This window comes from Planomonospora sp. ID82291 (assembly GCF_015711645.1).
GTDB lineage: Bacteria > Actinomycetota > Actinomycetes > Streptosporangiales > Streptosporangiaceae > Planomonospora.
This window is the reverse complement of the sequence record NZ_JABTEX010000005.1, coordinates 294,509-315,164: the sequence shown is the minus strand read 5'-3', so window position 1 is coordinate 315,164 and position 20,656 is coordinate 294,509. Positions and strand designations below refer to the sequence as shown.

At 74.9% G+C, this 20,656-nt stretch carries 12 protein-coding genes and 1 pseudogene; 6 read left to right on the top strand and 7 right to left on the bottom strand.

Annotated elements, in window-relative coordinates:
- Positions 1 to 419 precede the first annotated feature (419 nt).
- Complete coding sequence (locus HS045_RS29295) at positions 420 to 1,565, bottom strand: acyl-CoA dehydrogenase family protein (RefSeq protein WP_196454817.1); 1,146 nt, start codon at positions 1,563 to 1,565, stop codon at positions 420 to 422.
- 123 nt (positions 1,566 to 1,688) lie between these two features.
- On the opposite strand from HS045_RS29295, the gene HS045_RS29290 reads away from it, so the two are divergent.
- Together HS045_RS29290 and HS045_RS29285 are read left to right on the top strand one after the other, a co-directional pair.
- Complete coding sequence (locus tag HS045_RS29290; RefSeq protein ID WP_196454816.1) at positions 1,689 to 4,283, top strand: tetratricopeptide repeat protein; 2,595 nt, start codon at positions 1,689 to 1,691, stop codon at positions 4,281 to 4,283.
- Positions 4,284 to 4,438: 155 nt separating this feature from the next.
- A complete protein-coding gene (locus HS045_RS29285) occupies positions 4,439 to 5,239 on the top strand; it encodes a tyrosine-protein phosphatase (RefSeq protein WP_196454815.1) in 801 nt (266 codons plus the stop codon).
- Here HS045_RS29285 and HS045_RS35950 read toward each other — a convergent pair.
- Positions 5,236 to 7,557: an excinuclease ABC subunit UvrA gene (locus tag HS045_RS35950; RefSeq protein WP_196454814.1), complete on the bottom strand. Its 2,322-nt coding sequence runs from the start codon at positions 7,555 to 7,557 to the stop codon at positions 5,236 to 5,238. The genes HS045_RS29285 and HS045_RS35950 overlap by 4 nt on opposite strands.
- A gap of 20 nt (positions 7,558 to 7,577) precedes the next feature.
- On the opposite strand from HS045_RS35950, the pseudogene HS045_RS29275 reads away from it, so the two are divergent.
- Positions 7,578 to 8,549 (top strand): annotated as a pseudogene (locus tag HS045_RS29275) (helix-turn-helix transcriptional regulator); the annotation flags it as partial.
- A gap of 50 nt (positions 8,550 to 8,599) precedes the next feature.
- Here HS045_RS29275 and HS045_RS29270 read toward each other — a convergent pair.
- Both HS045_RS29270 and HS045_RS29265 read right to left on the bottom strand, forming a co-directional pair.
- On the bottom strand, positions 8,600 to 9,637 hold the full coding sequence (locus HS045_RS29270; protein ID WP_196454813.1) for a Gfo/Idh/MocA family oxidoreductase: 1,038 nt from the start codon (positions 9,635 to 9,637) through the stop codon (positions 8,600 to 8,602).
- Complete coding sequence (locus HS045_RS29265; protein WP_196454812.1) at positions 9,630 to 10,538, bottom strand: proteasome assembly chaperone family protein; 909 nt, start codon at positions 10,536 to 10,538, stop codon at positions 9,630 to 9,632. Before HS045_RS29265 ends, HS045_RS29270 begins: the two co-directional genes overlap by 8 nt.
- A gap of 277 nt (positions 10,539 to 10,815) precedes the next feature.
- Between HS045_RS29265 and HS045_RS29260 the strand changes: the two genes are divergently transcribed.
- Positions 10,816 to 11,775, top strand: coding sequence for a hypothetical protein (locus HS045_RS29260; protein ID WP_307827789.1), 960 nt, complete (start codon positions 10,816 to 10,818; stop codon positions 11,773 to 11,775).
- Positions 11,776 to 11,845: 70 nt separating this feature from the next.
- Here the strand turns inward: HS045_RS29260 and HS045_RS29255 are convergent, their stop codons facing one another.
- Entirely contained in the window at positions 11,846 to 13,966 is a 2,121-nt protein-coding gene (locus HS045_RS29255) for an ATPase (protein ID WP_196454810.1), read from the bottom strand.
- Positions 13,967 to 14,107: 141 nt separating this feature from the next.
- Here HS045_RS29255 and HS045_RS29250 point away from each other — a divergent pair, with 141 nt between their 5' ends.
- Positions 14,108 to 14,275, top strand: coding sequence for a hypothetical protein (locus HS045_RS29250; RefSeq protein ID WP_196454809.1), 168 nt, complete (start codon positions 14,108 to 14,110; stop codon positions 14,273 to 14,275).
- Positions 14,276 to 14,356: 81 nt separating this feature from the next.
- Here HS045_RS29250 and HS045_RS29245 read toward each other — a convergent pair whose 3' ends face one another.
- Both HS045_RS29245 and HS045_RS29240 read right to left on the bottom strand, forming a co-directional pair.
- On the bottom strand, positions 14,357 to 15,286 hold the full coding sequence (locus tag HS045_RS29245) for an ABC transporter permease (RefSeq protein WP_196454808.1): 930 nt from the start codon (positions 15,284 to 15,286) through the stop codon (positions 14,357 to 14,359).
- Positions 15,283 to 18,018, bottom strand: a complete 2,736-nt coding sequence (locus HS045_RS29240; protein WP_196454806.1) for an alpha/beta fold hydrolase — start codon at positions 18,016 to 18,018, stop codon at positions 15,283 to 15,285. Before HS045_RS29240 ends, HS045_RS29245 begins: the two co-directional genes overlap by 4 nt.
- A 192-nt stretch (positions 18,019 to 18,210) precedes the next feature.
- Between HS045_RS29240 and HS045_RS29235 the strand changes: the two genes are divergently transcribed.
- Positions 18,211 to 20,520: a xanthine dehydrogenase family protein molybdopterin-binding subunit gene (locus tag HS045_RS29235; protein WP_196454804.1), complete on the top strand. Its 2,310-nt coding sequence runs from the start codon at positions 18,211 to 18,213 to the stop codon at positions 20,518 to 20,520.
- The last annotated feature ends 136 nt before the right edge of the window (positions 20,521 to 20,656 follow it).

Genomic DNA, 20,656 nt, shown 5'->3' with positions numbered 1-20,656 from the left:
GCGGAGCGGCGGGGACGGGACGGCGCGGCGGCGGGGGCGCGGAGCGGCGGGGACGGGACGGCGCGGCGGCGGGGGCGCGGAGCGGCGGGGACGGGACGGCGCGGCGGCGGGGGCGCGGAGCGGCGGGGACGGGACGGCGCGGCGGCGGGGGCGCGGAGCGGCGGGGACGGGACGGCGCGGCGGCGGGGGCGCGGAGCGGCGGGGACGGGACGGCGCGGCGGCGGGGGCGCGGAGCGGCGGGGACGGGACGGCGCGGCGGCGGGGGCGCGGAGCGGCGGGGACGGGACGGCGCGGCGGCGGGGGCGCGGAGCGGCGGGGACGGGACGGCGCGGCGGCGGGGGCGCGGAGCGGCGGGGACGGGACGGCGCGGCGGCGGGGGCGCGGAGCGGCGGGGACGGGACGGGCGGGAGCGCCGGGATCTACAGCCCCAGGTCCCGGCCGATGATCTCGCGCATGATCTCGTTGGACCCGGCCCAGATGCGGGTCACCCGGGCGTCCATCCAGGCGCGGGCGACGCGGTACTCCTTCATGTAGCCGTAGCCGCCGAACAGCTGCACGCAGGCGTCGAGCACCTCGCCCTGCACCTCCGAGGTCCACATCTTGGCCTTGGCGGCGTCGACCGCGCTCAGCTCCCCCTCGGCGTGGGCCGCCACGCACCGGTCCACGAAGGCCTGGGAGACCTCGACCTTGGTGACCAGGTCGGCCAGGACGAACTTGTTGTGCTGGAAGGAGCCGACGGCCTGGCCGAACGCCGTGCGCTCCCTGACGTAGGCCAGGGTCTCGGTGAGCGCCGCCGCGGCGTGCGCGAGGTTCGCCACCGCCGAGCCGAGGCGCTCCTGCGGGAGCCGCTCCATCATCGCGATGAAGCCGCGGTCGACCTCGCCGATCACGTTCTCGGCGGGCACGCGCACGTTCTCGAAGAACAGCTCGGCGGTGTCGGCCTCCGGCTGGCCCACCTTGTCGAGCTTGCGGCCCCGGGTGAAGCCCTCCATCCCGCTCTCGACCGCGAACAGCGTGATGCCCTTGGCCCTCTTCTCCGGGCTGGTGCGGGCGGCCACCACGACCAGGTCCGCGCAGTAGCCGTTGGTGATGAAGGTCTTGGACCCGTTGAGGATCCAGTCGGAGCCGTCGCGCACCGCGGTGGTGCGCAGCGCGGCCAGGTCGGAGCCCCCGCTCGGCTCGCTCATGCCGATCGCGGTGATCATCTCTCCGGAGCAGAAGCGCGGCAGCCAGCGCTTCCGCTGCTCGTCGGTGGTCAACTCCACGAGGTACGGCGCGACCACGTCGTAGTGGATGCCGAAGCTGGAGGAGAAGGCCGCGCCGACCCCGGACAGCTCCTCGCCCAGCACGGCGTTGAAGCGGTAGTCCCCGGCCGCGCTCCCGCCGTACTCCTCCGGGACCTCCAGGCCGAGGAAGCCCTGCCGTCCGGCCTCCAGCCAGACCTCGCGGTCGATCAGCCGGCCTTCGATGAACTCCTCGGCGCGCGGCGTGACCGAGCGGGCGATGAACTCCCGGACCGACGCGCGGAACGCGTCGTGGTCGGGGCCGTAAACAGTTCGCTTCATGAAATGTCAGTATACCGACCGGTAGGTATGTTCAAGGGAAGGGATCGTCTGCTCTGTGTCTGCTTGAATGAATCGTGGAACGCCGTGCCGGCCGGACGGGCCGCCGACTCTCCGGGAGTGCGCATGCCGGAGCCATCGCAAGTACCGGACCACCGCGGCGCGGGGGAGGCCGGACCGCCCCCGGCGGGTCCGAGACGCCCGTTCCCGCTCGCGGCGCCCGCGGCGGCCGGGGTCGCCGCCGCGCTGGCCAGCGTCCTGGCGACCTCGCTGGACGTGTGGGACCTGCCGACCTCCGTCAAGGTCGCCGTCACCGCGTGCGCCGGGCTCCTGGTCGGGCTGCTCACCTGGGCCACGGCCCACCGGAGCGCCGGCGCCGCGGCCGGAGAGCCCGGCGCCGCCTGGCGCCCGCCCGACCAGTGGCCCCCGGTGCCGGCGCACTTCACCGGCCGCCGGGAGTCGCTGGCCGAGCTGCGCGGGGTGTTCGGCGCGCGCCGCCGCCCGCGCGACCAGGACGGGAACGCCTCCCCGCTGGTGGTCTCGGTGTACGGCAGGGGCGGGGTCGGCAAGTCCATGCTGATCACCCGGTTCGGCCACGAGGTCGCCGACCGGTTCCCCGACGGGCGGCTCTACGCCGACCTGCGCGGTGCGGTGGACGCCCCGGTCCGGCCGGAGGAGGTGCTGGCCGGCTTCCTGCGCGCCCTGGGCGTACGGCTCACCACCGACCCCGGCGGCCTGAACGAGCTGCGCCGGCTCTGGCTCACCTGGACCAAGGGCCGGCGCATCCTGATCGGCCTGGACAACGCCCAGGACGGCGACCAGGTCAAGGACCTGATCCCGGCCGAGCCCGGCTGCGCGGTCATGGTCACCTCCCGGCAGCCGCTGTTCCTGCTGAACACCTACGACAAGCGGCTGTCGGAGTTCAGCGAGGCCCAGGGGGTGGAGCTGCTGGCCCGCCTGGCCGGGGACGACCGGGTCGCCGCCGACCTGGAGGCGGCCCAGGAGATCGTCCGCATGTGCGACCACCTGCCGCTGGCCATCAGCATCTGCGGCGGGCGCCTGGCCACCCGGGAGAACTGGTCCCTGCGGGAGCTGGCCGACCGGCTCACGGACGAGCGCCGCAGGCTCGACCAGCTGGAGCTCGCCCGCCGGCTGGACAAGAGCGTGCGCGCCTCGCTCCAGCTCAGCTACGACGACTGCACCGGCATCCAGCGCCGCCTGCTGCGCACCCTCAGCCTGCTCACCGCCCCGGACGTGCCCGTCTGGGTCGCCGGAGAGCTGCTCGCCGCCTCCGCGCTGGACGGCGCGGACCAGCTGGAGGCGCTCATCGACGCCCAGCTCGCCGAGTGCTCGGGCGTCGACTTCGCCGGATCCATGCGGTACCGGCTGCACGACCTGGTGCGGATCTTCGCGCGCGAGCTGTCCGGCGCGGACGGCCCCGGCGGCATGGACGACTCCGGCCGGGCCGCCGTCGAGCGGGTGCTGTCCGGCTACCGCCGCCGGGCCGAGGCCGCGGCGACGGCCCGCTGGCCGCAGGACTGGGGCCGCAGCGGCAGGCGGGCCGACTCGGCGGCGGCGGAGCGGGCGCAGGTCTCGGCGGCCGACTGGCTCAACGCCGAGCGGCTGACCCTGGTCGCCCTGATCAACCAGGCGCGGGGCATGGAGATGTGGGAGCTGGCCTGGGGGCTGGGCCGGGCCTTCTGCTCGCTGTGCCACTCGCTGCGCGCCTACTGGTCCGACTGGCGGGCGGTCGCCGAGATCGCGTGCGAGGCCGCGGAGCGCATGGGCGACCGGCGGGCGCTGGGCATCGCGCTGATGGACCGGGCGGCGGTGACCGGCGGCCAGGGCGGCCACCGGCGGGCCCGCCGGGACGCCGAGCGCGCCCTGGAGATCTTCACCGGGCTCGGTGAGCGGTGGTGGGCCGCGCGGGCGATGCGCACGGTCGGCATGACCCTGTTCAGCGACGGCGGCCTCGACCGGGGCCAGGAGCACCTCACCGCGGCGATCGCCGTGTTCAGGGAGGAGGACGACCGCTGGTGGGCGGCGCGCACCCGGCGGAACCTGGCCGAGCTGCGGCTCGCCCAGCGGCGGACCGAGGAGGCCCGGCAGCTGCTGGAGGACGCCCTGGACGTGTTCGAGCGCGACCGCAACCGGTATTCGGAGGCCCAGACGCTGCGCGCCTACGGCGAGGTGCTCGGCACCATCGCACGGGACCTGCACGAGCGGGGCGAGGCCAAGGCCGCCCACGAGTACTTCACCCGGGCGGGCTTCAGCCTGGACCGCGCCGCGGAGATGTTCCGGTCCCGGGGCGAGGACTGGGAGGTCGCCCGGTGCCTGCGCGCCGCCGGGGAGGTCGGCAACCCGGCGAACCGGCTGACCGAGCTGAGATACGTACGGCAGGCCGCCGACCTGCTCACCCAGCTGGGCGACTCGTGGGGGGTGGCCAGGACCGAGCTGTCGGCAGGACGCGTCCACGCGCGGGCCGGGAGGACGCAGGAGGCCGTGGAGTCGCTCCGCAGCGCCGTACGGGCCTTCGAGGAGCTGGGCGACCGGTGGTGGATGGCCCGGAGCCTGCGCCGCCTCGGCGAGGTGCACCTGGAGGCGGGGGACCGGCAGGCGGCGGACGCCGTGCTCACCCGGGCCCAGGACATCTACCGCAGCCTCGGCAACCTCTCGGGCACGGGCCGGACGCTGGAGCTCCTGCGCCGCGCCCGGGAGTGAGCCCGCCGCCGCGGGCGCGCCGCCCGGAACCCCGGAGGCGCCGGGGCGCCGGGGGTGCCGGGGGTGCGGTGGCCGCGTACCGGTCTCCGACGGTTACCGCCGTCCGCGCTCGGCGTTCACTGGGTGGCCATATGTCCATGTATAGACTCACCGTGATGAACGACTTCACGCGATGGATCGATCTCGAAGGCGCCGTCAACGTCCGCGACCTCGGCGGGCTCGCCACCGTGGACGGCGGGACCACGCGCTTCGGCCGGATCTTCCGGTCGGACAACCTGCAGGGACTGACCGGCCGCGACGTCGAGCGGCTCGTCGCCGAGCTGAAGCTCCGCCACGTCGTCGACCTGCGATCCGGCCCGGAGGTGTTCATGGAGGGGCCGGGCCCGCTCACCCGCGTCCCCGAGGTGAGCATCCACCACCTCACGCTCTTCGCCGAGGGCGGCCGGCACACCGACGTCGAGGCCGACACCGTCGACGCCGACCGGGTGCTGCCCTGGCAGGAGCGGGTCGAGGAGGAGAAGCTGGCCGAACTGCGGGTGACCGGCTTCTACTACGGCTACCTGCGCGAGCGTCCCGACTCGGTGCTGGCCGCCCTGCGCGCCCTGGCCCGCGACGACGGCGCCGCGATCGTGCACTGCGCGGCCGGCAAGGACCGCACGGGCGTCGTCTGCGCCCTGGCGCTGGAGGTCGCCGGGGCCACCCGCGAGGCCATCGTCGCCGACTACGCCGCCAGCGGCGAGCGCATCGAGGCCATCCTGGACCGGCTGCGCGCCAGCAGCACCTACCGCGACGACCTCGACTCCCGCCCGGCCGACGACCACCGGCCCCGGGAGAAGTACATCGAGCAGTTCTTCGGCGTGCTGGAGGACCGCTTCGGCGGTCCCATGGAGTGGCTCGCCTCCCAGGGCTGGACCGACGACGACACCCGCGCCCTGCGCTCCCGCCTGCGCGACTAGGAACGCCTGCCGGACGGGCCGGGCGACCGGGGACGCCTGCCGGACGGGCCGGGCGACCGGGGACGCCTGCCGGACGGGCCGGGGGCCGCGAGGGCACGGGCCGTCGGGGTGCCCGCCTCCGGCCGGTAGTCCCGGACGGGCCCCTCGTACAGGACGGTCCCGCCGTGCCTGCCGGGCCCCGGACCCAGGTCGATCAGCCAGTCGGCGTGCCGGACGACGTCCAGGTCGTGCTCGATCACCACGACCGTGTGGCCCTGGTCGACGAGCGCGTCCAGCACGCCGAGCAGCGTGTCGATGTCGCCGGGATGCAGGCCCGTGGTGGGTTCGTCGAGCAGGTAGACGGTGGGCCGGACGGTGTCGCGCAGCTCTTTGGCGATCTTGACGCGCTGGCACTCCCCGCCCGAGAGCGTGGTGAGCGGCTGGCCCAGCCGCAGGTAGCCGAGACCGACCTCCGACAGGTGCCGCAGGGCCCCGGCGACGGCCTCGTCGGGCAGCCGCTTCCTCGCCTGGTCGACGGAGAGCGCCTCGACGTCGGCGATGGACAGGCCGTCGACGGTGTGGGCGAGCACCTCGGGCACGAACCGCCGCCCCCGGCACGCCTCGCAGACGACCTCCTGGCCGTCCATGAAGGCCAGGTCGGTGTAGACGGTCCCGAGGCCGCCGCATCCGGGGCAGGCCCCTTCGGAGTTCGCGCTGAACAGCGCGGCGGGGACGCCGTTGTGCCGGGCGAACAGCCTGCGGATCGCCGGCGCGATGCCGGTGTAGGTGATGGGAGTGGACCGGCGGCTGGTGCTGACCGGCCTCTGGTCGATGACGGTGACGTCGTGCCGGTCGGCCAGTTCGGCGGCGAGGCTGGACTTCCCCGAGCCCGCGACGCCGGTGAGGACGGTCATCACCCCGGCGGGGATGCCGACGGTGACGCGCCGCAGGTTGTTGCGGGTCGCCTCGGTGATCTCGATCACCCCCGAGGCCGTCCGGGGGACCCGTTCGCCGGACCGGTCCCGGCGGAGCGCGCGGCCGGTGGGCGTGTCGGCGTGCCGCAGCTCCGCGAAGGTGCCCTGGAAGACGAGCCGTCCTCCCTCGGCCCCGGCGCCGGGGCCGATCTCGACGACCTGGTCGGCGATCGCCATCACGGCGGGGTCGTGCTCGACGACCAGGACGCTGTTCCCGCCGTCGCGCAGCCGCTTGAGGAGCCGCGTCACGGATTCGACGTCGGTGGGGTGGAGCCCGGCCGTGGGCTCGTCGAACACGTAGACCATCTCGGTGAGGCTGGAGCCGAGATGTTTGACGATCTTGACGCGCTGGGACTCGCCGCCCGACAGCGTCGTGGTCGCCCGGGCCAGGGTGAGGTAACCCAGCCCGATGGCGTCCATGGCGTCGAGCCGGGAGACGAGCGCGGCCACGACGGGGGCGACGGACGGCGCCTCGACGCCCCGGACGAATCCGGCGAGCTCGGCGACCTCCAGGCGGGCCAGCTCGCCGATCGTGCGTCCCCGCACGGTGGCGGTGCGGGACCGCTCGTTGAGCCGGTCCCCGCCGCAGTCCGGGCAGACCTCGGACCGGGTGAACCGGCGGATCGTCTCCTGCTTGCGCTCGGAGACGTTGTCGGAGGTGTTCAGGTAGATCCGGGTGAACCGCTCGACGACCCCCTCGTAGTCCTTGGGCGGCCTGCGCCCCAGCCGCGCCGCCGCCTCACCGCCGTGCAGCAGGGCCTCGCGCTCCTCCCGGCTCCAGTCCCGCAGCGGCGTGTCCGCGCTGAAGGAGCCGATGTCGGCGTACCGGGAGTACCAGTAACCGCCGTCGCCGAAGCCCGGCAGGAGGATCGCCCCCTGCCGGAGCGACCTGTCGAGGTCGAGGAACCGGTCGACGGCGGGGGCGACGACCTCGCCGAGTCCCGAGCACGCCGGGCACATCCCGGCGGGGTCGTTGAACGAGAAGCGGTTCGACTCGCCCACGTGCGGGTCGCCGAGCCGCGAGTACAGCAGCCGCAGGTAGGCCCAGGTATCGGTGATCGTGCCGACCGTGGAGCGGGCGTTGCCGCCCAGGCGCCGCTGGTCGATCACCACCACCGGGGAGAGCCCGTCGATGTGCTCCACGTCGGGCCGGGTCCACTTCGGGAGCCGGTTCCTCGTGAACGGCGGGAAGGTGTCGTTGAGCTGGTACCCGGCCTCCGCCGCGATCGTGTCGAAGACCAGCGACGACTTGCCCGACCCCGACAGGCCGGCGAAGACGACGAGGCGGTTGCGGGGGATCTCCGCGTCCAGATCGCGGAGGTTGTTCGTACGGGCGCCCTTGACGGAGATGCTGCGCTTCACCATGCCGCCCACGCTAGGACCGGATGCGGTCGGATCCTGGCCGCGATTGCGCGGATGATGGACCCATGGCCGATGTGACCGAGCGCGTGCTGACGCTGCTGGCGACGCTGCAGACGGGAGGTCCGTTCAGCGGGGAGGAACTGGCCTCCCGGCTGGGCGTGAGCCCGCGGACCGTCCGCCGCGACGTCGAGCGGCTGCGGGGCTACGGCTACCCCGTCGCGACGCAGCCGGGGCCCGGCGGCCACTACCGGCTCGTGGCGGGCCGGACGATGCCCCCGCTCGTCCTCGACGACGACGAGGCGGTCGCGGCGCTGCTCGGCCTGGCCGCGCTCGCCTCCCTGCACTCCGACGAGGACGGGACCCTCGACGACGCGGCCACCCGCGCCTACGGCAAACTCGACCAGTTCCTCCCGGCGCGGCTGCGCCCCCGCGCGGCCGCGCTGCGCGCCGGCCTGGAGACCGGCCGGCAGCACGCGCCCAGCGTGAGCGCGGAGGTCCTGACCGGCCTCGCCGAGGCGATCGCCGGCCGGGAGGCCGTGTCGTTCGACTACACGGACAAGCGCGGAAGGCCGAGCCGCCGGCGGGCGGAGCCGCACCGGCTGGTCCATCTCCACCTGCGCTGGTACCTGCTGGGCTGGGACCGGGACAGGGACGACTGGCGGGTGTTCCGCCTCGACCGCGTCACCGGCCTCGCGCGCACCGGGGTCCGGCACCCCCCGCGGGAGCTGCCGGCCGGCACGGCCCTGGCGTACCTCCGCCAGGGTCTGAACACCGGCCGCCGCCGGGTCCGGCTCGTCGTGCGGGCGGAGCCGCACGAGGTCGCCGACGCGCTGCGGCACCAGGACGCCCTGATCCGGCGGGCCGGCGACCGCGAGACCCGGGTGACCCTGTGGCTCGACTCCTGGGAGTGGCTCGTCCAGGGCCTCGTCCTCCTGGACGCCGACTTCACGGTCGTCGAGCCCGCGGAGTTCCGGGACGCCTGCGCCGCCTTCGCCCGCCGCCTGCTCGCCTCGGCGGGCGGGGACCGGCGGGCGGACCCGGACGGTCAGAGCGCGACGACCGAGCCTTCGGCGGCGGAGCGGCGGGCCGCCTCCAGCACGGTCAGAGCGGCCACGACCTCCTCCGGGTCGACCGGCGGCGGCGCGCCCTCGCGCAGGGCGGAGGCCACCGACCGGTAGAAGGCGAGGTAGTCGCCCGGCTCGGTGCGGATCCGGCGGCCGTCCTCACCGGCGCCCAGCACGCCCCAGCGCTCCTCGGGGTCGTCGCCGAAGCCGGGGGAGTCCGGCGTCAGGCCCGCGCGCAGCCGGTCCTCCTGGACGTCGAGGCCGTGCTTGACGTAGCCGGCCCGCGAGCCCAGCACCCGGAAGCGGGGGCCGGGCCGCGGGGCCACCGCGCTGGCCCACAGGTGGGAGCGGGCCCCGTTCGCGTGGGTGAGGGCGACGAAGGCGTCGTCGTCGGAGGCGACCCCGGAACGGCGGACGTCGGTCTCGGCGTAGACGGACGTCACCGGGCCGAGCAGGCGCAGCGCCTGGTCCACCAGGTGGCTGCCCAGGTCGTACAGGAGGCCGCCGACCTCCTCGGCGCCGCCGAGCTCGCGCCAGCCGCCCTTCGGGACGGGCCGCCAGCGTTCGAACCGGGACTCCAGCCGGTGCACCGCGCCGAGCTCGCCGGCGGCGGCCAGCCGCTCGATCGTCAGGAAGTCGCCGTCCCAGCGCCGGTTCTGGAACACCGTCAGCATCCGGCCGCGCTCGCGCGCCAGGTCGATCAGGCCGCGGGCCTGGCGCGCGGTGGCCGACAGCGGCTTGTCCACGACCACCGGCAGCCCGGCCTTCAGCGCGGCCTCGGTCAGCGGGACGTGGGTGCGGTTGGGGGAGGCGACCACGACCAGGTCGGTCGAGTCCCACAGCTCGGCGGCCTCGGGGACGACGCGCACGCCGTACCGGGAGGACGCCGCGGCGGCGCGCTCCGGGTTCCCCGTCACCACGGCGGACAGCCGCAGGCCGGGCGTGGCCGCGATCAGCGGGGCGTGGAAGAACGCGCCCGCCACGCCGTACCCGATGAGGCCGACGCGCAGGTCAGTCATTGCGGCGGTCCTCGCGTTCGGCGAGGAAGGCCTCGAACTGGGCGGCCAGTTCGTCCCCGGTGGGCATCTCGGCGGGTTCGGCGATGAGGTTCTCCCGCTGGGCGCCGGCCGCGAACGCGTCGTACTGCTGCTCCAGCCCGGCGATCGCGGTGGACAGCTCCTCCGAGGCCTCGATCTGCTCGGCGATCTCGGCGGTGGTCTGCTCGGCGGCGGTGCGCAGGGCCTCCAGCGGGAACACCAGGCCGGTGCCCCGGGTCACCTCCTCCAGGGCGGTCAGCGCCGCCGTGGGGTACTCGGCCTGGGCGAGGTAGTGGGGGACGTGCACGGCGTAGCCGAGGGCGTCGCGGCCCGCCTCGCCGAGCCGGAACTCGATCAGGGCCGCCACGCTGCCGGGGACCTGCACCTTGCCGAAGGCGCTGGTCCGGCCGGCGATCAGCTCGGGACGGCTGGCGTGGGCGGTGACGCCCAGGGGGCGGGTGTGCGGGACGGCCATCGGAATGCCGTGCGCGGTCACCAGCCTGCCGACGCCCAGCCGGGCGGCGAGCTCGCCGAGGGCGACGGCGAACAGCTCCCACTCGCGGTCCGGCTCGGGCCCGGTGAGCAGCAGGAACGGCGTCCCGGTCGCGTCGTTGGCGAGGCGCAGGGCGATCTCGGGGACCTCGACGCCCGTCCACCGGTCGGTGTCGAACGTCATGATCGGGCGCCGGGAGCGGTAGTCGAGCAGCCGGTCCACGTCGAAGGTCGCGATGACCCGATGCTCCAGTTCGGCCAGCAGGTGACCCAGGGCGAGCCGACCGGCCCCGCCCGCGTCCACGAACCCGTCGAAATGGTAGAGGAGCACCGGATCGGTCAGCTCAGGGACGTCCTCACTGAGCCGGTAGAGATCCGTCGGGTCGAACACCGTTTCCAGCCTTTCGTCGATCGTCTCTTGAGGAGAACCCGCGGGGGTCCCTGTGCATTCCGCGGGGCCGCCGGGCACGCGGACGGCGGGCTCGGCTCGGGGACGACGGAGACTACGGAGGGTCGGGCAAGACGACTCTCTGGAGTCGTTCGGGCATTAAGGCCCAACCCTTAATACCCCATCATTCGATGACGTATAGGCAAACCTGGGCCGGTCGGCCATGCTGGGGAAGGTGGGAACCACATCTGCGCATCGACCGGATCGGCGGTCCCTCCGGGTGCCGCCCCTGCCGTGCCCCTTCCCCAGCGAGATCAATCCCTGCGTCGAAGAGGTGGACGAGGAGAGCCACGCCTGGCTCGCCGCCTCGCGCATGCTGGAGGGGGAGAACGTGCTGGAGCACTTCCGGCGGTCCCGCATCGGCTGGCTGGCCGCCCGGACCAACCCCCTGGTGCCGCGCGCCAGCCTGCGCCTCCTCAACGACTGGTACAACTGGCTGTTCGCCTTCGACGACGCCTTCTGCGAGTCGGAGACGATGGGCCACCGGCCGGCCGCGCTCGTGCGCGCGCTCCCCCCACTCCTGGAGATCCTGGACGAACGGCGCGAGCCCGCGGCCGACGACCCCTTCGGCGTCGGCCTGCTGGAGCTGCAGCGCAGGATCGCCGCCGTCGGCACCCCCGCGCAGCTGGAACGGTGGCGGACCACCGTCCGCGAGTACCTGTTCGCCCAGGTGTGGGAGGCGGGGAACCGCGAGGCGGACCTGATCCCGACCCCTGAGGACTACGTCCTGATGCGCCGCATCACCGGCGCGACCTACACCTGCTTCGCGCTGATCGACGTCGCCGGGGGGTACCGGCTCGAATCCGAGGAATGGTCCCATCCGGATGTCCGCACGCTCAGTGACCTCGCGTGCGACCTCATCGGCTGGGACAACGACCTGCTCTCCTACGCCAAGGAGCGCGGGCGGGACGCGGCCCGGCACAACCTGGTCACCGTCCTGCGCTTCCACCGGACCGGATCGCTCCAGAAGGCGCTGGACGAGGTGGCGGCGATGCACGGCGCCGCCGTGGAGGGCTTCGTGGAGACGCGCGCGTCCGTGCGGCGCTGGGCGTCGCAGCCCGTGCTCAGATACGTGCGGGGACTGGAGCACTGGGTCCGCGGGCACATCGACTTCTCCCTCGGCAGCGCCCGCTACGTCCACGCCTGGCCGGAGGGGACGAGCTGGCCGACGGCGGACTGAGAACCGCCCCCGTGCGGGACGGCCGCGCCCCGTGCCGGACGGCCCCGGCCGGTGCGGCGGCGGGACCGGGTCACCCGGCCGGCGCGGCGTCGGCGTCCTCGCCGACCGCGAGCTCGATCAGCTCTTCGAGGGTGAGCCGCTTGCCCGCGGCGAACGCGGCCTCGTGGGCCTGCTCCCCGAGCAGCTTCCGGCACTCCTTGACGCACCGCTCGTGCTCGGCGTTGAAGAAGGGCGAGTTCATCTGGGGCATGCCGAAGGAGCGCCAGTTCTGCTGGCCCGCGCCGAGCAGCCGGGCCGCCAGGTCGGCCTGCCCCTGGTCGAGGAGGAGCCGGGCGACGACCTCGATCACCAGGCCGATGCCGAGCACGTCGTGGAAGTAGCGCTTGAGACGGAGCGACTCGCGGGCGTTGCGCAGCGCCTCGTCGGGACGGCCCATCGCCTGCTGCGCCATCGCCATGGCGTACATCGCGTAGGAGCGCAGCCACAGCTCGCCGCGCTGGGTGCACACCGCGATGCAGTCCTGCAGGAGGACCTCGGCCTCGGTCGGCTCGTTCTGCATGGTCAGCACCAGCGACAGCTCGACGATCGAGGGAAGCAGGCCGGGGTTGAGCTCCCGCCCCGTCTTGTGGAACTCGATCGCCACCCCGAGCAGGGCACTGGCCTTCTGCAGGTCGTTCTGGAGCACGGCCGCGGTGCCGAGCATCTTGGTCGCCAGGATGACCGCGGCCGAGTCGCCGACCCGGACCGCGTCCGAGCTGCACCGCTCGGCGGCCTCGATGGCGCCCGCGGTGTTGCCCTGACCGCTGTGCACGTAGGAGAGCACCCACAGGGCCTTGCAGCGCACGGAGCTCGGCTGGGTGACCAGCTCCAGGGCCTTCTCCAGGTAGAGCCTGCCCTCGCGGGCCAGTCCGCAGGCCACCCACATGAACCACAGCGACGACAGCAGCCGCAGGCCGGCCTCCGCCTCACCCGGCGTGCGCAGGCAGTAGTCGAGCGCCACGCGGATGTTGTCGTGCTCGTGCCGCATCCGGACGAACCAGTAGACCTGCCGGGCCCCCGACCACGCCTCCTCGCCGCGCATGGCGAGCTGCAGGTAGTAGTCGCGGTGCCGCTCCTGGATCCGCTGCTTCTCGCCCAGCTTGTCCAGCCACTCCTCCCCGTAGCTGCGCAGGGTGTCGATCAGCCGGTAGCGGTGCCCGGAGGGGGTGCCCTCGCTCAGCAGGATGGACTTCTCCACGAGGCTGGAGACCAGGTCGGTGACGTTCTCGCCGGGCAGGCCCTGCCCGGCGCAGACGTAGCGGGCGGCCTCCAGCTCGAAGTCGCCGGCGAAGACCGACAGCCGCGCCCACAGCAGCCGCTCGGCGGGCTCGCACAGCTCGTGGCTCCACCCGATCGCCGCGCGCAGCGTCTGGTGGCGGGGCAGCGCCGTACGGCTGGCGCCGGCCAGCAGGCTGAACCGGTCGGTCAGCAGCGCGAGGATCTGCTCCACCGACAGCGCCCGCAGGCGGACCGCGGCCAGCTCGATCGCCAGGGGGATGCCGTCCAGGCGGCGGCAGAGCTCCGAGACCGGCTCGATGGTGCGCTCGTCGAGCTCGAAGGAGGGCACGACCGCGCTCGCCCGCGCGGCGAACAGCTGGACGGACTCGTTGGTGAAGACGTTCTCCCCCGGCACGTCGCCGGGGACGGCCAGCGGCGGGACGGAGAGGGTGTACTCGCCCTGCGCGTTCAGCGACTGGCGGCTGGTGGCCAGGATCCGCAGCCGCGGCGAGGTCTTCAGCAGGTCCTCGAAGAGCCGGGCGCAGGCCTCGACGAGGTGCTCGCAGGTGTCGATGATCAGCAGGATCTCGCGGTCGCCGACCCAGTCGGAGAGGGTCTCCTCCGCCGAGCGCGCCGACTGGTCGGCGATGCCCAGCGCCGAGGTGATCGTGTGCCGGACCATCCCCGCGTCCTGCAGCCGGGCCAGGTCGGCGAACCACACGCCGTCGGCGAACTGGGTGCGCACCATGTGCGCGATGCGCAGCGCGGTGCGGGACTTGCCGACGCCGCCGATGCCGGTCAGGGTGACCAGCCGCGTCTCGGGCTCCTGGAGCCGCTGCCTGAGGGTCGCCAGCAACCGGGTGCGCCCGACGAAGTTGGTGAGCTCGTTCGGGAGATTGCCGTCTCGCCGCCATCCAGCTGTTGGCGTTGCCATGGCCGCCTCACGGGGGGTAGCTGACACCTGCCCTGGCATCGTACCGCCTGGGTCGTTGGCTGTCCTTTGCGCGGAAATCATGGTGGAACGCTTTGCTACCGGAGAAATCATCCGCCGCGGCGCTCCGGATAGCATGAGCCCGTGACAGAGCATCATCCAGACGATCTGCGCCCGGTCGACCTCTCGGAGGACGGCCCGGCCATCCTGCCCGACCAGACCTCCGACGACACCGACCTCGGCTGGGGCGAGTGGCGCGGGTCCGGCGGCGACGACGACCGGCTGCTGGAGGACCGCCCGCCCCACTGGTGAGCCCCCTTCCGCCGGTGGAGGAACCTCCACCGGCGGGGGACCCGGGAGACCCCGCGGCCGGAAGACCGCCCGGGAGACCCGCTAGGAGACGATGTCCCTGCGCCGGAAGCGGCGGAAGGCGAAGGCGGTCAGCACGACCGCGTAGGCGACCGACACGGCCACGCCCTTGACCATGCCGCCGAAGTCGGGCTCCGGCGCCAGGGCGTCCAGCCAGGCGGTGTTCCAGAACGTCGGGAGGAACTCCCGGAGCGAGCCGAGCGCGTCCACCGCCTGCAGGATGGTGCTCACGATCACCAGGCCGACCGCGCCGCCGACCGCGCCCAGCGGCGAGTCGGTGCCGACCGAGAGCAGGAAGGCCAGTGCGGCCACCACGAGCTGGCTGACCAGCACGTAGCCGATCACGATCCCGAAGCGCGGCAGCACGTCCAGCGCGGCGACCGTCTCCCCCGTGCCGGGCACCCGGACGTCGTTCCAGCCGAAGGCCAGGGTCCCGGCGAGCAGCGCCGTCACCGGCAGGCAGACCACCGCCGCCGCCGAGTAGCCCAGGGCGACGACCAGCTTCTGGCGCAGCAGCCGGTCCCGGGGGATCGGGGCGGCCAGCAGGTAGCGCAGCGAGGACCAGCCGGCCTCGCTGGCCACCGTGTCGCCGCAGAACACCGCCACCGCGACGACCAGCAGGAAGTTCGCCGACACCGAGAGCGCGAAGGCGGCGAAGTTCAGGCCGCCCTCGGTCGCCAGGTCGGAGATGCGCAGTGAGGCCCCCGCGGGGCCGCCCGACCGGACACCGATCGTGAACGCGATCACCAGCACCCAGGGCAGCGCCAGCAGCAGCCCGAAGATCACCATCGTCCGGCGCCGCCGGAACTGGCGGACGATCTCCACCGCCAGCGGCAGCGTGCGCTTCGGCGCGTAGCCCCGCGCCGAGCCGTCGCCGTTCACGCCCCTCGTGCCGCTCCCCGCGCCGGTGCTCCCGGTGGTGAGCGCCGTGCCGGCGCCGCCCGCGTCCTTCATGACTTCTCCCCGATCAGGTCCAGGAACACGTCCTCCAGGCGGGTGCCCGATCCGCCCGGCCCGCCGGCCGGCACGCGGTCGCTCAGCAGGTCGCTCACCGGGCCGGCCGTGACGAGCCGGCCGCGGTGCATGACCACCACGTGGCTGCAGGTCTGCTCCACCTCGGCGAGCAGGTGGCTGGAGACGATGACGGTACGGCCCCGCGCCGCGTAGCGGATCAGGACCTCGCGCATCTCGCGGATCTGCGGCGGGTCCAGGCCGTTGGTGGGCTCGTCGAGCACGAGCAGGTCGGGCAGGCCGAGCATGGCCTGGGCGATGGCCAGGCGCTGGCGCATGCCCTGGGAGTAGGTCCGCACGGCGCGCTCCAGGGCGGAGCCGAGCCCGGCGATCTCCAGGGCCTCCGCCAGGTGGGCGTCGGCGGCGGGGCGGCCGGTCGCCCTCCAGTAGAGCTCCAGGTTCGCCCGGCCCGACAGGTGCGGCAGGAAGCCGGCGCCCTCGACGAACGAGCCCAGCCGCGACAGGACCGGCGCGCCGGGCGCCACCCGGTGGCCGAAGATCCTGATCTCGCCCGCGTCGGGGTGGATCAGGCCCATCATCATGCGCATCGTGGTGGTCTTACCGGCGCCGTTGGGACCGAGCAGGCCGAGCACCTGGCCCTGCTCGACGGTGAACGACAGGTCGTCCACCGCCTTCTCGCCGTTGCGGTAGGCCTTGGCCAGTCCCTCGATCCGCAGCGGCACCGCGTCGAGGTCGGGGACGTGCTCGCCGGCGGGGCGGCGGCGCCCGGTGAGGACCAGCGCCGCCGCGGCGGCCAGCGCGGCCAGCGGCAGGGCCCAGGTCCACCAGGCGGGGCCGGTGGCCGGGGTGCGCAGCGCGGCGTGCACGGGCACGGTCAGCTCGGGGGAGGCCAGGGCGACGGTGTAGACCGCCGGGGCCGCGGGGGTGCTGTAGCCGAGGTCGGTCGTGGTGAGGGCGACGCGGAGCCGGTGCCCCGTCTCGAAGCGGTGGTCGACGGCGGGCAGCGCGATCGTGGCCTCCGCCGTCCCCGTGCCCGTGCCCGTGCCCGGCCCCGCACCGCCTCCGGGCACGGTGATCCGCACCGGGGCGGCGAGCCCTTCGGGCAGGATCGGCGCGGAGGCGCCGCCGTTGACGTCGTACAGCTTGGCGAACAGCGTCACGTCCCGCCCGGCCCCGTCCTGCCCGGTCCCGTCCCGCCCGGCGTCCCCGGTCTTCCCGGTGCCGGGGTCCCCGCCGGAGGCGATCCCGACCCGGACCCGGACGGTGGAGCTCCCGGTGACCTGGAGCGGGGCGGCCAGCGGAGCGGACTCGAAGACCGCGCTCTGGCCCGCCATGTCCACCGACACGCTCACGCCGCCGGAGCCGGCCAGGCCGCCGAACCCGGGGACGGCCGAGATGGAGGCGGGGGAGCCGCCGGGCGGGTTGGCCACCGGCTGCTCGGGACCGGACAGGGGGACGGCGGTCGTGGAACCGCCGGACAGGCCCGGGTAGGCGCCGGCGGTGGCGTGCAGCCGGACCGGGCGGCGGGTGCCGGGGTCGCGACCGCCGTCACGGGTGACGGTGAAGACGCCGACGCCGGGCGGACCGGCGGGGGCGGCGCTCTTGAGGTAGTGGTCGAACCAGCCGAGGGTCTGCTCGTGGAGCCAGTCGACCTCGCCGTCGCCGCCGTCGTGTCCCCCGTCGAACCAGGCGACGTGCACCGGGGCGCCGGTCGCGGCGATGGCGCGCGCGTTGGCGTCCGCGTGGCCCAGCGGGAACAGCGAGTCGCGCTGCCCCTGCAGCAGCAGGGCCGGGACCCGGATCCTGCCCTGCACCGAGACCGGGCTGGACCGGCGCAGCGTCCGCACGGCGGCGGGGGTGGCCCGGCCGGTCTCGGCGACCTGCTGGTACATGGCGCAGATCTCCGGCAGGAACCGGCCGCACCGGACCTGCTCGGCCGTCGGCGGCCGGCCCGCCCCGGGGCCCGGCCCGCCCCCGGCGGTCCCGCTCCCGTCCCCGCCCTCCTCGTCGTCCTGGCCGCCCGCGGAACCCTGCCCGCCCTGACCGGAGAGCGCCGCCAGGCCGCCGCCGGCCTGCGGGCCGCCCCGGCTGAAGAACAGCCCGGCCCACATGCGCTTGAACACGCCGCTCTCCGGGCCCCGCCCGGTGGCGTTGGGGAACAGCGCGTCGGCCAGGTCGTACCAGGTGATCTGGGGGACGATCGCGTCGACGCGGTCGTCGTGGGCGGCGGCCATCAGCGCGATGGCGCCGCCGTAGGAGCCGCCCGCGATGCCCACGCGCGGGTCGCCGCCCGCGTCGAGCCGGACCTCGGGCCGCTTCGCCAGCCAGTCGACGAGCTGGCGGACGTCCTTGACCTCGTAGTCGGGGGAGTTGAGCGCGATCTGCCCGCTGGAGCGGCCGAAGCCGCGCGCCGACCAGGTCAGCACGGCGTAACCCTCGCGCGCCAGCCGCAGCGCGGCCTCGCGGACGCTCTGCTTGCTCCCGCCGAAACCGTGCGCGAGCAGCACCGCGGGGGCCTTCCCGCCCCCCGCGGGCGGGAAGAAGCTCGTGTCGAGCACGACCCGCTGGTCGTCGGCCGGGCCGTCGACCACGGTGATCATCTGGTTCCGGACCCGCACCTGCGGTTCCGACGGCCACACCAGCCATCCCGCGACGCCGGCGACGAGCACGGCGGCCGCCGCGATCCAGACGGTCGCCCTTCCCCTGAGCCTCATGCGCTGGAGCCTACTGTCCGAAACCGGGTGCTCCCTGAGAGGAGTCTCAGGCGGACGGCCGGTCCCGGCCGCACGGGCGGGCGGTGCGGGCCGGATATCGGCCGTGCGCCGGACGGCTCCCGAGGGCGTCCGTATCCCGCGGCGCGCGGGCGGGCCGTTGGCAGGAGCCGCCGCGCCGTCCACAATCGCGTGATGAGCGATGACCACCGCTATGTCGGAGCGCGGGTCCCGCGCCGGGAGGACGCCCGGCTGGTGACCGGGCGGGCGCGGTTCGCCGCGGACGTCCGCCTGCCGGGCGCGGCCCACGCGGTCGTGGTGCGCAGCCCGGTGGCGCACGGGCGGCTGGTCCGGTGCGACGTCAAGGCGGCGCTGGCCGCCGACGGGGTGCTGGACGTGCTGACGCCCGCGGACGCCGCCGGGGTGCGGCTGCCGTGCGTGGCGCTCGCCCCCGGTCAGCGGATGACGGACTACCCGGTGCTGGAGGAGACGGTCCGCTACGCCGGGCAGCCGGTCGCCCTGGTGGTGGCGCGCAGCGAGGCGGCGGCCCGGGACGCGGCCGAACTCGTCGACCTGGACGTCGAGGAGCTGCCCGCCGTGGTCGGCGCGCAGCTCGCGCTGGCCGAGGGAGCCCCCCTGCTCCATCCGGAGTGGGGCTCCAACCTGGTCACCGACTTCGCCCTCGGGGACCCGGCCGACGAGTGCGAGGCCGTCTTCGCCGCCGCCGGGCACGTGGTCGAGCTGACGACCCGGCTGGGCCGGGCCGCGCCGTACCCGATGGAGCCGCGCGGGATCGCGGCCTCCTTCGAGGACGGCGCGCTGACCGTGTGGACCTCCACGCAGGCGCCGCACCACGTCCGCGACCACCTCGCCGCCGCGCTCGGGCTCGGCCTCGGCCGGGTGCGCGTGCTGGCGTGCGACACCGGCGGCGGCTTCGGCGGCAAGGAGCACGTCTACCCCGACGAGACGCTGGTCTGCCTGGCGGCGGTACGGCTGGGCCGCCCGGTGCGGTGGGCCGAGTCGCGCACCGAGCACCTGACCGCCACCCTGCCGGCCCGCGACGCGGTGCACCGCGCCCGGCTCGCCTTCGACGACGACGGCCGGTTCCGGGCGCTGCACTGCGACATCCTCGGCGACCTGGGCGCGCACCCGTCCAACGTGGGCATCTCCCCGATCGCCGTCACGGCGCTCTCGCTGCCCGGGCCGTACCGGTTCGACCGGGCGGGCGCGCGGATCCGCGCCGCGGTGACGACCACCACGCCGACCGGCTCCTACCGGGGGTTCGGCCAGCCCGAGGCGACCTGGACCCGGGAGCGGCTGGTGGACGAGGCCGCCCGGCGGCTGGGCGCCGACCCCGTCGAGCTGCGCCTGCTCAACCTGCTCGGCCCCGGCGAGCTGCCGCACACCTCCCGGACCTGGCAGTCCTACGACTCCGGGGACTACCCGGCCGCGCTGCGGGCGCTGCGGGACATGGTCCGGCCGCCGGCGCGCCCGGCCGACGGACGGCGGCGCGGGATCGGGTTCTCCTGCCACGTCGAGTCCACCGGCATGGGCCCCTCGGAGGCGATGCGGCAGGCGGGCATCCAGTCCGGCGGCTACGAGACCGCGGTGCTGCGCATGGAGCAGGACGCCTCGGTGGTCGTCGCCTGCGGGGTGGCGGCCATCGGCCAGGGCATCGAGACGGCGCTGGCCCAGCTGGCCGCCGACCACACCGGGGTGCCGCTGGAGCGGGTCCGGGTGCTGCTGGGCGACACCGCGGCTACGCCGTACTCCCCGGTGGGCGCGATCGCCAGCCGGTCGCTCGTGCTGGGCGGCGCGGCGCTGGTCCGGGCGGCGGCGCGGCTCCGCGAGAAGGTCGTCGCGATCGCGGCCCACCAGCTGGAGGCGGACCCGGGCGACCTGGAGGTCTCCGGCGGCGCGGTGCGGGTCATCGGGGACCCGTCGGCCCGCCGCACGCTGGCCGAGATCGCGCTCTCGGCGTGGCGGGCCTGGGACCTGCCCGCGGGGATGGCGCCGGGGCTGGAGGAGCGGGCCACCTACGACCCGGCGGCCTACACCTTCGCCTTCGGCGCGCACGCGGCGGCGGTGGCCGTCGACCCGGAGACGGGCGCGGTCGAGGTGGAGGGCTACTGGGCGGTCAACGACTGCGGCGTCGTGGTGAACCCGGCGATCGTCGAGGGGCAGATCCGCGGCGGCGTCGTGCAGGGGCTCGGGATGGCGCTGACCGAGGAGGTCGTGTACGGGTCCGACGGGCAGCCCGCCGCCGGCTACCTCCCCCTGTACGCGCCGGACGCGCCCCCGGTCGAGGTGGCGCTGATGCGGACGCCGTCCGCGGTGACGCCGGGCGGCATGAAGGGGGCGGGGGAGGCCGGGATCATCGGGCCGCCCGCGGCGGTCGGCAACGCCGTGGCCGCCGCGCTCCCCGAGGCCGCCGGCCGGATCACCGCCGTCCCCCTGACGCCCGCCGCGGTCTGGTCGGCCCTGGCGGCACCGGAGGGCGGGTAGCCTCCGCACGGGGCTCTCCCGGCGGGCCGCGCGTCCGGGGACCGCCGCGTTCCGTGTCCCATCCGTGACCCGGGCTCGACGTCCCCGGGACCGCCGTGCCGTACCGGAACGGCCGCGACTTGGAATTATCTGGCGA

What these genes read in the sequence shown, in the direction of transcription:
- HS045_RS29245 (WP_196454808.1), bottom strand. Translation starts at nt 15,286, where the DNA reads ATGAAGGACGCGGGCGGCGCCGGCACGGCGCTCACCACCGGGAGCACC.
- HS045_RS29270 (WP_196454813.1), bottom strand. Translation starts at nt 9,637, where the DNA reads ATGACTGACCTGCGCGTCGGCCTCATCGGGTACGGCGTGGCGGGCGCG.
- HS045_RS29295 (WP_196454817.1), bottom strand. Translation starts at nt 1,565, where the DNA reads ATGAAGCGAACTGTTTACGGCCCCGACCACGACGCGTTCCGCGCGTCG.
- HS045_RS29285 (WP_196454815.1), top strand. Translation starts at nt 4,439, where the DNA reads ATGAACGACTTCACGCGATGGATCGATCTCGAAGGCGCCGTCAACGTC.
- HS045_RS29235 (WP_196454804.1), top strand. Translation starts at nt 18,211, where the DNA reads ATGAGCGATGACCACCGCTATGTCGGAGCGCGGGTCCCGCGCCGGGAG.
- HS045_RS29290 (WP_196454816.1), top strand. Translation starts at nt 1,689, where the DNA reads ATGCCGGAGCCATCGCAAGTACCGGACCACCGCGGCGCGGGGGAGGCC.
- HS045_RS29240 (WP_196454806.1), bottom strand. Translation starts at nt 18,018, where the DNA reads ATGAGGCTCAGGGGAAGGGCGACCGTCTGGATCGCGGCGGCCGCCGTG.
- HS045_RS35950 (WP_196454814.1), bottom strand. Translation starts at nt 7,557, where the DNA reads ATGGTGAAGCGCAGCATCTCCGTCAAGGGCGCCCGTACGAACAACCTC.
- HS045_RS29255 (WP_196454810.1), bottom strand. Translation starts at nt 13,966, where the DNA reads ATGGCAACGCCAACAGCTGGATGGCGGCGAGACGGCAATCTCCCGAAC.